The following is a 13,483-nucleotide window of genomic DNA, read 5'->3' as shown; positions in this document are numbered from 1 at the left end:
CGGAAGGCATCGGCGACGCCGGCGACGCAACTCCCATTCGCTGAGGAGGCTGCCACGGATACCTCCACAATGCGCGAGATTCTCGATCCATTCTGGCCTCTATCCCGGGCAGATCGCTCCAGATTGGAGCTATCGACCGGTTGGATCCGCAGATTGCACATTAACAGCCGGCTGAAATTGGGCTCTAAGGGAGGATCGCCGTGGCCGTGGACACTGTGCGCAGCGACGTCACGGCAACCGACTTCAGGCAAATGATGGAGCCGGGGCGCCGGGGACAAAACGGGTCGAGATGGGGCAGGCGTCACAGGAAGAGCGTTCGTCACGTGGCCGACAAGCCAGCGGAACCCGGGTGGTATTCGCCTGGATCGCGCTCGCCCTCGTCTGCTGTCTGCCGGTGGCACTTTCCCTGTTTTCTGTCCATCTGCATCAGGCGCAACAGGAGCGGTCTTCGATCGTCGCCTCGCAGAAGCTCGTCTATGTTTTGATGTCGCACCTCGAGAGGACCATCGAGGCTATCGACGCGTTCATGGTCAGGTTCTCGACTGTGGCAGTCGAGGCCATGACACCGCAGGAAATCTATCGGGATCTGAAGGCGGCGACGCTGCCTGCATCGGTGATTCAACTGTCCTGGGTGGCTCCCGACGGAAAATTTGTTGCGAGCAATCTGTCGCCACCCGGAAATTCGATCGACCTGACGGATCGAGAGCATGTGCGCGCGCATCTCGAAGGCACGATCGGAAACGAGATCTTCATCAGCAAGCCGGTCAAAGGGCGGGTGTCTCAGACTTGGTCGATCCAGTTCAGCCGCGCGGTCCGGGACCCGTCCGGCCGCCTTCTCGGCATTCTGGTCGCCTCGTACGAAATCGCCGAACTCATTGATTTCTACGGGCGGCTCCGCACCGACGACAATGCTGCCGTGGCCTTGCTCGGCGTCGATGGCGTCGTCCGCGCGCGCGCCTCCGGTCGGGCGAACAACCAATCGGCGGTCGGGATGAACCTGCGATCTTCGCCGATTTTCTCTGAAATGCTGGAAATGAAGCAGGGCGAGTACCGCGCGTTGAGCCCGATCGATGGCATCGAGCGCATCGGCTATTACATGGTTTCCGGGCGGTATCCGGTGGTCATTCTCGTGACGTCCGAATTGGCGAACATCATCGGGCAGACGCGGGAATTCCAGATCGCTTCGATCTCGACCGCGGCCGGACTGGCGGTTGCGCTTCTGGTGCTCGGCTTTCTGGTGATGCGCTATAATAGGCTCGAGCAGCGCCTGCGGGCCCGGGAGGTCGAGGCAAACGCCCGCCAGCGCGAGTCGCAGTTCCTGGACGCCTTCGGAAAGGTACCTGGGATCAGCGTGGTCCACGTCCATGGCGGTGTCGCGAGCCCGATCGGCACGGCGCGGGAGAATGCGGTCGATGCGCATGTACGCAGTCCGGGTTTTCTGTCGCGGCTCGGGACCGCGATGGAGCCGTCGGTGAATGTCGAGCATTTCACCAAGGACGGCGAGGAATACGAAGTCCAATATGTGGTCGCCCGCCTCGGCGAGATCGGCGCCGTCGGCGGGCCGGCGCACGATCTCATGGTGTTCGCGCTCGATCACACGGCCAAGCGCATGGAGGAGAACAACCTCTATCAAATGTCGAAGATGGCGGCGCTCGGCGAGCTGGTGACCGGCCTCGCCCACGAGATCAACCAGCCGCTCGGGGTGATCCGGCTGGCGGCGGGCAATGCCCTCAGCGGGATGCGCCGCGGCTTGCCGCGTGAGCACGTCGAAGAGAAGCTGAATCGCATTATCCATCAGACAGATCGGATGAAGGCGATCATCGATCATATGCGGATCTTTGGACGGCGCAGCGAGTTTCGCAGCGAGCCGAGCCTTGCGCAAAAGGCGATCGAAGGGGCCATCCAGGTGGTGGGGGCGCAGATCCGTCTCGACGACATCGCGCTCGATGCCCGGCTGTCCTGCGACAATGGGCTCAAGGTCCCCTGTCGTCAGGAATTGCTGGAGCAGGTGCTGATCAACCTCTTGCTGAATGCGCGCGATGCCATCCGTTCGCGCCGCAGCCAGGAGCCGGGCCTACGCGGGGCAATCGAAATCTCCTGCGGGTGCGATCCTGCCAAGGTCGAGGGGAAGACAGTTCGGATCGTGGTGCGCGACAATGGTGGCGGCATTCCCGACGCGATCATCGGCAAGGTGTTCCAGCCCTTCTTCACCACGAAGGCGGCGGGCCACGGGACCGGGCTCGGTCTTTCAGTCAGCTTCGGGATCGTCCGCGACCATAGCGGCACCCTCAGCGTCGCGAACGACGGGGAGGGGGCCGTGTTCACCATCACATTCCCTGGCCTGGCCCCGGACGAGCCGTGCGACGCGAAGCGGGCAAGCTGACATCCCAGCGGCGCAGCCTCAGCCTGTCGGCACTTCGAGCGTGGTGTTGAATACGACGAGGTCGCCGCGATACTGGCCGGCACCGAGATAGATCACCATGCCGTCATGGTCGGTGATGACGCGCCGGACCTCGCCGACCGGTGCGCCGACCGGCAGGTCGAGATGGCGCGCCACCACGAGGTCTGCTGCCATGATGCGGAAGGATTGAGACATCTTCTTCAATTCCGGACCGCACACCCGGCCGAGCACCGGGATCACCATCTCGCTGTCGAACGCATCGGGCGCGCGCCTGTAGCAGGAATTGGCGAGATAGACGTCGATCACGCAATAGGCTTGGCCGCCCGCGCGATGCACGCGCCGCATGTAGCGGTAGGAGGCGGCCGGGACGCCCTCCTTGGGCAGGATGCGTGGCGGTGCGGCGTCCGGGTCGACCGCCAGCGGCTCGGGCACGTTGCCGTCGAGCATTTGAAGAAAATTATGCCAGTCGGAATCGAGATGGATGATCTTGCGCTCCGGCATGCCGCTCGCGACGAACGTGCCCTTTCCCTGGCGCCGATCGATCAGTCCGTCGTCGGCGAGCATTCCGAGCGCCTGGCGAATGGTGACCCGCGCCACGCCATAGGCGTCGGAAAGCTGATCGAGAGTGGGCAGTTGCGCGCCCGCCGCCCAGCGGCCCTCCTGAATCTCCGATCGCAGAAGATTGGCGAGCGCGACGTAGAGCGGCAGAGAGGACGTGCGCAGCCGACGCCGCGCCTCAGCCGCATCGGCTGCGCGTGCGACGTGATCCGTAGGTGCCACCACGTTGGTTCCGATCTCCAAGCTCACCCTAAAATCCTGTGTAATCGAAGTGCAGGCTGCACATCAAATAAGCTTGTGTGCTGGTTGACCATACCATAGGCTTTTTAAGCCATACAGGGGAGATGACCGGAACCGGCGCCCCGTCCTCCAGAGGAGTAGGTCCATGCCCGTTTCGACACACTTGCGTCTGGCGGCGCTTGCCGCCGCTGCTTTCATCGGCCTCGCCGCCCCCGCGCGCGCGGAAATGTCCAGTGTGAAGGTCGCGACCCAGATCGGCCTTCCTTATCTTCCTCTCATCGTGATGCAGCACGACAAGCTGTGGGAGACGGCCGCCAAGGAAAAGGGTCTCGACCTCAAGGTCGAATATGCCCGCCTCGGCGGCGGTGCCCCGCTCAACGACGCGCTGCTGTCGGATTCAGTCCAGATCGCCTCCGCCGGGGTCGCGCCCATGCTGACCTTGTGGGACAAGACGTCGAAGAATTACGGCGTGAAGGGGCTCTCCGCGATCAACGCTTCGCCGATGTATCTCCTCACCAACAAGGAGAGCATCAAGTCGATCAAGGATTTCGGCCCCGACGACCGGATCGCGCTTCCGAGCATCAAGGTGTCGATCCAGGCGATCGTCCTCGCCATGGGCGTCGAGCAGGCTTTCGGCCCCGGAAAATCGGGAGCGCTGGACAATATCCAGGTCTCGATGGCCCATCCGGAGGCCTATGCGGCGCTCACCTCGAAGGCCGGCGGCATTACCGGATACATGGCCAGCTCGCCTTTCCAGGAACGCGCCTTGAAGGTGCCCGGCATCCATAAGGTGGCGGATTCCTTCCAGATCCAGGGCGGTCCGGCGACGTTGAGCGTGATCTATGCCAAGGCGGACTTCGTGAAGCAAAATCCGCAGCTCGTTGCGGCCTTCATGGAAGCCCAGAAGAAGGCGGTCGCGCTGATCAAATCGGATCTGAAGGGATCGATCGACAAATATTACGCTGTGACTGGCGACAAGACCGATCGGGCGATCGTCGAGGGCATCCTCGCCTCGCCGGAATATGATTTCGACATCTTTCCCAAGGAAAGCATGAAGATCGCAGAATTCATGTATTCCACGGGTGCGCTCAAGCAGAAGCCGTCCTCCTGGAAGGACTACTTCTTCGAGACCGTGCATTCCGAAAAGGGAAGCTGAGGCCAACCGGCGCCCGCCGCGGCGGGCGCCGCCTTCCGCCATTGGCCGCCGATGGCTCGCATTCAAAAATCAGAGAAGCGTGATGCTGCGTCCCGAGACACGCCTGTTCTCCTTCGCCGTGGTCGGCGATACCCATGTGAAGCCGGAAACCGGCGATCAGTCCGCGCCCTGGAAGGTGAACGAGCGGGCCACCGGCCGCGCCCGCTTCATCGCCCGCGAAATCGCCCGCTACGATCCCCGGTTCGTCATCCATCTCGGCGATCTGGTGCATCCGGTGCCGGAACTGCCGACCTTCGACGCCGCCGTGGCGCTGACCCACGACGTGTTCCGCCAGCACCACAACCGCATGCATGTCCTGCCCGGCAATCACGACATCGGGGACAAGCCCAACCGGGCCATGCCCGCCAAGGGCGTGCGTGAAAGTTGGATCGCCATTCACGAAAAGAATTTCGGCCCGAGCTACCGCTTTTTCGACCAGGACGGCGTGCGGGTCGTCACACTCAATACGCCGGTCCTGAATTCGGGACTGCCGATGGAGGCGGCCCAACGCGCCTGGCTTGAGACGACCCTCGCATCCGCCGGCGATCTGCGGGTCTTCGTCTTCCTCCATTATCCCTTGTTCGTACGCGCACCGGACGAGCCGAGCACCTACGACAATGTGGACGAGCCGGCGCGCTCCGATTTGCTCGATCTGTTCCGCCGCCACCAGGTCGAGGCGGTGTTCGCCGGGCACGTTCACAATATTTTCTATCATCGGCTGGCGGGCACCGAATATTACGTGCTGCCGGCAACATCCTTCGTGCGTCAGGATTATTCGGAGATGTTCCGGATCGAGGCGGCTGCCGAGAACGGGCGTGACGATGCCGAGAAGCTCGGCTTCGTCATGGTCGATGTTCACGCGGACGGCCACGCCGTTCACATCCTGCGCAGCTATGGCCGCGAGCTGGGCGCCGCTGAGAGCCTCGCGCCGGCCGCGCCGCGAACGACCGATCTGCTCCCGCATCCCAAGCGTCCCGGAGGGGCGCCGATCGGCGTCTTCATGCGCCACCCCTGGGCCGAGATCGTCACCCTGCCGCAAAACGGCCCGATGGACGAATTCGTCCGCAAGCAGGTGCGCAACGACTATCCGATCGCCGCGCTCTGGCGGCTCGGGGTGCGCCGCGCACGCGTGCCGCTCGACGACCTTATCGATCCCGCGAGCCGGCGCCGCATGGCGGATTTGGTGGCGATCGGACACCGCTTCACCGTCTCGGGCTTCGGCGTGCCCGCCGGCGGAGCAGCGGACGCGATCGTGGAGCATGCAGACCTGATCGACCGGTTCGAGTGCGTGCTGCCCTTCGATGCGGTGTCGGACCAGGCTGAGGCGCTTGCCGCCTTCCGCGCCCGGCTCGGCCGCCCCGTTCTGCTGGCCCGCGTCGCCACGTCGGCAGACGAGGCGAAAATTGGATCCAAGATTGAACTTTTCGTGGCCCACGGTTTCCGTCCCGACCAATTGCCGGACCTGGAAGCGCTTCTGCCCCTCGCCATCGACGGCATCGTGGTTCGGGCGGGGCTGGACGCCGACCTTCCCGCGCTCTGCGCCACGCTTGATGCGTGGGCGCGCCGCACCGGATTGGGGGTCGATCTGCATCTGCGGATCGCCGGCAACAATCCCGCGGCCAATGTCACCGACGACGCGGCGATCCTCGCGGCCGCCGTTGAATTCTATGCGTGCGCACTCGCCTTTCCCCGGCTCGGCCTCTTTTTCGATCCCTTCATGGATCTCGACCGGGGATATTTCGTGCGGCACGGTCTGGTCGATCGTCGCTGCAATTTGCGCCCGGCGGGGCTCGCGATCGAGGCCCTGTCCACCTTCTGGGGCGAGACCGGGGCGGCAGCCGAGCTTGCTGTCGACATGCAAGGGCAGGGCCGCATCCTGATGCTCTCGGGCGCGGAGCGCGCCGGCTTCCTCATCCTCCCGAAGCCGGGGGCGCGGCTCACCCTCGATCCCGCCCGATGGGAGGCGTTCGGCTTGGCGGCGCCACCGCTTTGCGTGCCGCTCGACGCGCCCTGGCAGGTGTCGTCGCGGATCGGGACGCAGCTGGCCGCCGAGGACGGCTCCGTTCCAGATACGTTCGACCGTCCGACCTTGCTGGTCGGCACGCGCTCCAAAGTTTGAGAGGTTCGTCATGGCGACTGCGCCCCCCCGCGATCCGGCTCTGCCCGTCCTCAGCGCCGAGGATGTCTCGCTCCAGTACAAGACCCGCGAGCGGCTGGTGACGGCGACCTGGCGGGTCTCTTTCAAGGTCTATTCCGGTGACCGCTTCGTGCTGCTTGGTCCCTCCGGATGCGGCAAGTCCTCGCTGCTGAAATCAGCGGCCGGATTTCTCGAGCCGGTGGAGGGGCGGATCCGCCTCAATGGCCGCGATATCAAGCGGCCGGGGCCGGACCGCATGATGGTGTTTCAGGAGTTCGATCAACTCCTGCCCTGGAAGTCGGTGTACGAGAACGTCGCCTATCCCATGCGCGTCACCGGACGTTTCCCCCGCTCCGAGATCGACGGGCGCGTGCGCGCCTATCTCGACAAGATCGGTCTCTCGCGGTTCGCCGATGTGCACCCCCACATGCTGTCCGGCGGCATGAAGCAGCGCGTCGCGATCGCCCGGGCCATGGCGATGGAGCCGGACGTGCTGCTGATGGACGAGCCGTTCGCCGCGCTCGATGCTTTGACCCGGCGGACCATGCAGGCCGAGTTGCTGCGGCTCTGGGAGGATACGCGCTTCACGGTGCTGTTCGTCACCCATTCGATCGAGGAGGCGCTGATCATCGGCACCCGCATCCTCGTCCTCTCGCCGCATCCCGGGCAGGTGCGTGCCGAGCTCGACGCCAGCGGCCTCGGCTTCGACAGTGCCGGCACGCCGCGCTTCGCGGAGCTTCAAAGCCGCATCGAGACCATGCTTTTCAACCGGTCCCCGACCTCGCTTGCGGAGGCGCACGCATGAGCCACACCCTCGCCGCCGATCCGCCGCCGCGTCCGGAATACGAGCGCACCCCTCTCGCCGTCGACAGTATCGGCGAGATCGTCCGCGATCTCTCCTGGCGCGAGCGGCTGACCCAGAACGCGCTGTTCCGGCGCATCGTCATCCTGCTCGTTCTCGCCGCCGCCTGGCAGATCTATGCGACCTGGCTCGACAACGAGCTGATGATGCCGAAGCTGAGCACCACCTTGGTCGCGCTTTGGGATGCGCTGACCAACGGCACGCTGCTGGAACGCACGCTGCTCTCTCTCCAGGTGCTGGTGACCGGCTATGCGATCGGCGTCGCTGCGGCGGGCATCCTGGTCTCGCTCTCGGCGACGACGCAGATCGGCAACGACCTGCTCTCGACCCTCACTGCCATGTTCAACCCGCTGCCCGCCATCGCGCTCTTGCCGCTCGCGCTCCTGTGGTTTGGCCTCGGTCTGCCGAGCATCGTGTTCGTCATCGTGCACTCGGTTCTCTGGGCGGTGGCGCTCAACACCCATAGCGGCTTCCAATCGGTGAGCGAGACCATGCGCATGGCCGGCCAGACCTTCGGCCTGCGCGGCGTGCGCTACATCTTCGGCATCCTGGTTCCCGCCGCGCTGCCGGCGATCGTTTCCGGCCTGAAGATCGGTTGGGCCTTCGCCTGGCGCACCCTGATCGCGGCCGAACTGGTGTTCGGCGCCAGTTCGCGCTCCGGGGGGCTCGGCTGGTTCATCTTCGAAAACCGTGTCGCGCTGGAAACGCCTTACGTGTTCGCCGGCCTGCTCACGGTGATCCTCATCGGCCTCGCTATCGAGAGCTTGGTGTTCCGCACCCTTGAAATCCACACCGTCCGCAAATGGGGAATGCAGCGATGAACGCCGGCAGCCAGAGCTTCGTTGCCCAGGGGCCGGTGCGAGCGCGGCCGAACTGGGTGCCGCAACCCCCGTCCATCGCGCCCGCGCTGGCCGGGCGGGTCGAGATCACCCCGCGCGGGCCTTTCCCCGCGGGGTCGCTCCAGACCATATCGCTGACCTACACCGCCGGGCGCTACGGCATCGACGACACCGGCACCCTGCGGGTGTGCTTCCGCTTCGCCACCGACCAGGGCCAGCCGCAATTCGACGATCCCTCGGCCGCCAATTATGTGACCGTGGCGGCCAGCAACGGCGCCGTGCTCGATGTCCGCTTCGACTACAAGCTCAATACCCGTCCCTTTGACCGGACCTTGGTGATCCGGGTGGTGAAGGGCTATCTGCGCGAGGGCGAGACGATCACCGTCCGGTTCGGTGACCCCAAGGGCGGATCGCCGGGTTACCGGCTCCAGACCTTCGCCGACCCGTTCCACGAATTCCAGGTGTTGGTCGATCCGATCGCCTGCGGCCATTACGTGCGGGTGCCGGACCAGCCGACCATCGCCATCGTCGCCGGGCCGGCCGCCGCCTTCGTCGCCGTCCTGCCGACCCGCTGCGCGCCCGGCGCTTCGGTGGCGCTCGGACTGAGGGCGGAGGACCGCTGGGGCAATCCCGCCGACGTCGGCGGGCGCACCCTGCGCCTGCGCGGATCACTGTCCGGTCTCCCGTCCGAGGCGACCTTTCCGCCCGGCGCTGCCGCGCTGCGCCTCGACGGACTGACGGCCGGAGCGCAGGGGGTGGTCGCCGTGGAGGTCTCGAGCACGGAGGGGGAGGTGCTCACCGTCTCCAATCCGCTCGTGATCGCGCCGGACGACGGCCTGTTGCGCCTGTGGGGCGACCTGCACGCGCAGAGCGGCGAGACGATCGGCTCCTCGTCGGCGCACGATTATCTGCGTTTCGCCCGCGACATCGCATTTCTCGACGCGGTCGGACATCAGGGCAACGACTTCCAGATCACCGCCGAATTCTGGCAGGAGCTGAACGACCTGATGGGCGCCTTCAATGCGCCCGGCCGCTTCATCACGGTGCCGGGCTACGAATGGTCGGGGAATACCGGCCTCGGCGGCGACCGCAACGTGTTCTTCGGCGATGAGAGCGGAACCATCCGGCGCTCCTCCCACGCGCTCGTCCCCGACCGCTCCGACGAGGCCACCGATTGTGTCGACGCACGGGCGCTGTTTTCGGCGCTGCGCACCTCCGGCGACGACGTGATCTGCTGGGCCCATTGCGGCGGGCGCTATGCCGACATCCAGTATGCCCACGACGTCGCGTTGGAGCGGGCGGTGGAGGTGCATTCGAGCTGGGGCACCTTCGAGTGGCTTCTGGCGGATGCCTTCGCGCTCGGCTACCGCGTCGGTGTGGTGGCGAGCAGCGACGGCCATAAGGGCCGCCCCGGCGCGGAACCGCCCGGCGCCTCGATGTTCGGCGCGCTCGGCGGCCTCACCTGTTTTCTCGCGGCGCGGTTCGACCGGGCCGCCTTGTTCGAGGCGATGCGGGCACGCCACCATTACGGCACCACGGGCTGCCGGCTCGATCTCGACGTGCGGGCCGATCTGCCGGCGGGCAGCCTCCTGTTCCGCGACGACCCGGCTCTGGGCGGCGCCGAGGGGCATCCGGCGGAGGCCGCGATCATGGGCGATATCGTCCGCGCGCCCAGCGGAACGGCCCGCCTCTCGGTGGCGGTGAGCGCCGCGAGCCCGATCGTGGCGCTGGAGATTCGCGACGGTGCCGCCGTTCTGGAAACCGTCCGGCCGGGGGCTGAGGCGCCGCGCGGGCGGCGGATCGTCGTCACCTGGGCGGGCGCGGAATATCGCGGCCGATTCCGCCAGAGCATTTGGGACGGTGGGCTCGTCGTCGAGGGCAACCGCATCCTCGCCGCGCGGCCTATCAACTTCTTCAACCCCGACAAGCCCTTGCGCGTTGAGGACAACAGCGTGCGCTGGCTCTCGGTGACGACGGGCAATTTCGCCGGAGTCGAGCTGACGCTCGGAGATCCGGAGGCGGGTATGCTTCGCGTCGAAACGCCGAACGGAACGCTCGCCTGCGCCATCGCCGATCTCGGCGCGGCGCCGCTCGAGGTGCCATGCGGCAAGCTGGAGCGACGCCTCTCGGCCTATCGCCTGCCCGACACCACGCCTTGCGCGCCTCTGACTCTGGTTCGCGACATTGCCGTCGGCGAAGAGGAGCGGCGGATCCTGGTTGCGGTCACCCTGGAAGACGGGCATCGCGCCTGGTCGAGCCCGATCTATCTCCTGCCGGAGGGCAGCCCTTGAACGCCCCGTTCGATTTCGTCCCGTTGGCGCCCGGCAGAAGCTGCACCAAGCCGCGCCGCACCGGCTGCACCATGATGATCGACCAGGGGCTCGGCCTCGGCGCGGCCCTCGACATCATCGATACGGCCGGCGCTTACGTCGATTTCGCCAAGATCAAGACCGGCACGGCGCGCCTCTACGGTGCGGCGCAGCTCGGCGCCAAGCTCGCGGCCTACACGGCCGCGCAGATCCGGCCTTTTATCGGCGGCCAGTTTCACGAATATGTCTTCGCTACGCTGGGGGCCGAGGCCTTGCCGCGCTTCTATGACGAGGCGCTTCGGCTGGGGTTCGCGACCATCGAAATCTCCGACAATGTGGTGCCGCTCGACGACGCCGAGCGGGCGCGCCAGATCCGCGCCGCGCGGGCGGCGGGCCTGGGTGTCTTCGCCGAAGTGGGGGCGAAGGACCGCCGCACCACGGCGCCGGAACTGATCGCCCAGGCCGAGCTATGCCTTGCGGAGGGCGCTGAGTTGGTCCTGGTGGAGGCGGCCGAACTGGTCGTCGACGGCGTCGCGGACCGGGAGATGCTCGCAGCTCTCAATGCCGGCATCGCGCCCGAGCACCTGATGTTCGAACTGCCCGGCCCGTGGATTCCCGACGTGCGGACCTGCGATATCGAAGCCCTGAAGAAGCTGCTGGTGCGCAGCTTCGGGCCTGATGTGAACGTCGCCAATGTGGCGCCCGAGACGGTGCTCGATTTCGAGGCGACGCGCACCGGGCTCGGCGTGGCCGGGCCGCCGTCGCACTGGGATCGCTGACGCGCGGCGCGCTTGCGCCACGTCAAAGCGGGTGGCAGGGTGGGGCGGCATAAGGGGGGCAACCTTTGAGGAGGTCGCCATGAGCCTTGCTCCCGAACGCGCTTCCAGATTGCCCGGCACCGCCGTCCCGCGGCGTTGCCAGGTGGCGAAGATGAAGGCGGCAGTTTTTGCCGAGGTGGGCCGCATCGTTCTTGAGGACAAGCCTGTCCCGGATATCGGACCGCTCGATGCCTTGATCCGCATCACCACGACGACGATTTGCGGCACCGACGTCCACATTCTGAAGGGCGAATACCCCGTCGCACGCGGACTGACGATCGGCCACGAACCGGTCGGCATCATCGAAAAGCTCGGCTCCGCGGTGAGCGGCTTCCGCGAAGGCCAGAGGGTGATCGCCGGCGCGATCACACCGTCGGGCCACAGCGCCGCCTGCCTGTGCGGCTGTTCCTCCCAGGACGGTGCAGGGACGCGCCACGGCTTCAAGCCGATGGGCGGCTGGCGCTTCGGCAATACGATCGACGGGGCGCAGGCGGAATATCTCCGTGTACCGGACGCCATGACCAATCTCGCGCCCGTTCCGGACGGGCTGAGCGACGAGCAGGTTCTGATGTGCCCGGACATCATGTCGACCGGCTTCTCCGGCGCGGAGCGGGGCGAAGTCCGGATCGGCGACACGGTCGCCGTATTCGCCCAGGGGCCGATCGGGCTGTGCGCCACCGCCGGCGCGAAGCTGATGGGGGCGACGCGGATCATCGCGGTCGAAAGCATTCCGGCGCGTCAAGAGATGGCGCGGCGCCTCGGTGCCGACGAGGTGGTGGATTTCACCGAGGGCGATCCCGCCGAGCAGATCCTGGAATTGACAGGGGGCCGTGGCGTCGACGTCGCCATTGAGGCGCTTGGCCGGCAGGAGACGTTCGAAGGGGCGTTGCGCGTGCTGCGGCCGGGTGGCACGCTGTCTTCGCTCGGGGTCTATTCCGGCGATTTGCGCATTCCGCTCGGCGCATTTGCAGCCGGACTCGGTGACCATAAGATCGTCACGACACTCTGCCCCGGCGGCAAGGAGCGGATGCGGCGCCTGATGGAGGTGGTCGCTGCGGAGCGTGTCGACCTGCGCCCACTCGTGACCCATCGGTTCACCTTGGATGACATCGAGGCCGCCTATGACCTCTTCGCGCACCAGCGCGACGGCGTCCTGAAGGTCGCGATCCGCAATTGAGGCATGGGGGCCCGCGCAGCACGCCGGCTCCGAAAGAGGCATCGATGATCAAGCACATCGTGGTGGTGGTCGACGGCGTCGGCAGGGCGGCGGAACCGATGGCTTTTGCGCTCGCCGAACAATACGGCGCTCGGGTGACGGCGCTGTGCATCGTCGTCGGCGCGCCGCTCGGCTTCTTCGTCCAGCCACCGGATCGGCTCGACCTTGCAACGGCGGATCGTCGGGACGCTTTGACGAAAGCCCAGGATCTCGCCGAAGGCATTGAGAGACGTGCACGCGCCGCAGGTCTTCAGGCATCTTCCGTCGTGATCTGCCGAGAGGATCCGGTCGGCGATGAGGGGGTGACGGAGGTGATCCGGGCCTGCGATCTGATCGTCGTCGAGCAGCCTGACCCGGACGGCGTGCGGCCGGCCGACATGCATCTCGAAACGCTCCTCGTCGAGTCCGGCCGGCCCTGCCTTCTCGTGCCGTATGCAGGCAAGCCTGCGAGCCGGTTCCGGGCGATCATCGTCGCCTGGGACGGCGGGGTTTCGGCGGCGCGTGCGCTGGCGGATGCCATGCCTTTCCTGCACCGAGCCGCGCGCGTCGAAATCGTCCAGGTGGCGACCGGATTTCTGCCGGAGGGCGCCCGCATCGAGGCGCGCCTCGTGGAGCATCTCGGTGCCCACGGCGTGTCAGCTACCTTCCGCACGCTGGTGCGCACGGATCCGTTCGGGGAGGTGATCCTTTCGCACGCCGCCGATACCGAGACCGATCTCCTCGTGATGGGCGCCTACGGGCATTCTCCTTTGCGCGAGGCGTTGCTGGGTGGCGCGACGCGCGACATTCTCTCCGCGATGACGGTTCCCGTTCTGCTGTCGCACTGACGCCTTGAGCGACATCAAGACTTCATATCGTGTCCTAACGGAAGGTGAGGGGGCCTCGGATCACGGAGGAGCCGGACCTTG

At 66.1% G+C, this 13,483-nt stretch carries 10 protein-coding genes; 9 read left to right on the top strand and 1 reads right to left on the bottom strand.

The window, feature by feature from the left end; genetic code table 11:
* Window positions 1-349 precede the first annotated feature (349 nt).
* Window positions 350-2,383 carry an ATP-binding protein gene (locus EDC64_RS02145; RefSeq protein ID WP_165933612.1) on the top strand — a complete coding sequence of 678 codons (2,034 nt, stop codon included), beginning with the start codon at window positions 350-352 and terminating at the stop codon, window positions 2,381-2,383.
* An 18-nt stretch (window positions 2,384-2,401) separates the two neighbouring features.
* Here EDC64_RS02145 and EDC64_RS02140 read toward each other — a convergent pair whose 3' ends face one another.
* Window positions 2,402-3,208, bottom strand: coding sequence for a GntR family transcriptional regulator (locus tag EDC64_RS02140; RefSeq protein ID WP_132029348.1), 807 nt, complete (start codon window positions 3,206-3,208; stop codon window positions 2,402-2,404).
* A gap of 136 nt (window positions 3,209-3,344) precedes the next feature.
* Here EDC64_RS02140 and EDC64_RS02135 point away from each other — a divergent pair, with 136 nt between their 5' ends.
* From EDC64_RS02135 to EDC64_RS02100, 8 genes are all read left to right on the top strand, one after another.
* On the top strand, window positions 3,345-4,355 hold the full coding sequence (locus EDC64_RS02135; RefSeq protein WP_132029345.1) for an ABC transporter substrate-binding protein: 1,011 nt from the start codon (window positions 3,345-3,347) through the stop codon (window positions 4,353-4,355).
* Between the two features lie 82 nt (window positions 4,356-4,437).
* Window positions 4,438-6,513, top strand: a complete 2,076-nt coding sequence (locus EDC64_RS02130) for a metallophosphoesterase (protein WP_132029342.1) — start codon at window positions 4,438-4,440, stop codon at window positions 6,511-6,513.
* A gap of 10 nt (window positions 6,514-6,523) precedes the next feature.
* Window positions 6,524-7,336 (top strand): ABC transporter ATP-binding protein, encoded by an 813-nt coding sequence (locus EDC64_RS02125; protein ID WP_132029339.1) that lies wholly within the window; start codon window positions 6,524-6,526, stop codon window positions 7,334-7,336.
* A complete protein-coding gene (locus tag EDC64_RS02120; protein WP_132029336.1) occupies window positions 7,333-8,214 on the top strand; it encodes an ABC transporter permease in 882 nt (293 codons plus the stop codon). The genes EDC64_RS02125 and EDC64_RS02120 overlap by 4 nt, the downstream gene beginning before the upstream one ends.
* Entirely contained in the window at window positions 8,211-10,523 is a 2,313-nt protein-coding gene (locus EDC64_RS02115) for a DUF3604 domain-containing protein (protein ID WP_132029333.1), read from the top strand. Before EDC64_RS02120 ends, EDC64_RS02115 begins: the two co-directional genes overlap by 4 nt.
* Complete coding sequence (locus EDC64_RS02110) at window positions 10,520-11,320, top strand: phosphosulfolactate synthase (RefSeq protein WP_132029330.1); 801 nt, start codon at window positions 10,520-10,522, stop codon at window positions 11,318-11,320. Before EDC64_RS02115 ends, EDC64_RS02110 begins: the two co-directional genes overlap by 4 nt.
* 142 nt (window positions 11,321-11,462) lie before the next feature.
* The gene (locus EDC64_RS02105; RefSeq protein WP_132029980.1) at window positions 11,463-12,536 is read left to right on the top strand and encodes an NAD(P)-dependent alcohol dehydrogenase; all 1,074 of its coding nucleotides are present in this window, start codon (window positions 11,463-11,465) and stop codon (window positions 12,534-12,536) included.
* 44 nt (window positions 12,537-12,580) lie between these two features.
* Entirely contained in the window at window positions 12,581-13,402 is an 822-nt protein-coding gene (locus EDC64_RS02100; RefSeq protein ID WP_132029327.1) for a universal stress protein, read from the top strand.
* Window positions 13,403-13,483 lie beyond the last annotated feature (81 nt).

Origin of the sequence: Aquabacter spiritensis, from assembly GCF_004346185.1 — a bacterium.
Classification (GTDB): domain Bacteria; phylum Pseudomonadota; class Alphaproteobacteria; order Rhizobiales; family Xanthobacteraceae; genus Aquabacter; species Aquabacter spiritensis.
The sequence above is the reverse complement of the archived record's forward strand: the minus strand, read 5'-3'. Positions and strand labels throughout refer to the sequence as shown.

Bases quoted from the DNA above. Each gene is read 5' to 3' on its own strand.
- EDC64_RS02135 (WP_132029345.1), top strand. From the start codon at position 3,345: ATGCCCGTTTCGACACACTTGCGTCTGGCGGCGCTTGCCGCCGCTGCT.
- EDC64_RS02130 (WP_132029342.1), top strand. From the start codon at position 4,438: ATGCTGCGTCCCGAGACACGCCTGTTCTCCTTCGCCGTGGTCGGCGAT.
- EDC64_RS02125 (WP_132029339.1), top strand. From the start codon at position 6,524: ATGGCGACTGCGCCCCCCCGCGATCCGGCTCTGCCCGTCCTCAGCGCC.
- EDC64_RS02120 (WP_132029336.1), top strand. From the start codon at position 7,333: ATGAGCCACACCCTCGCCGCCGATCCGCCGCCGCGTCCGGAATACGAG.
- EDC64_RS02115 (WP_132029333.1), top strand. From the start codon at position 8,211: ATGAACGCCGGCAGCCAGAGCTTCGTTGCCCAGGGGCCGGTGCGAGCG.
- EDC64_RS02100 (WP_132029327.1), top strand. From the start codon at position 12,581: ATGATCAAGCACATCGTGGTGGTGGTCGACGGCGTCGGCAGGGCGGCG.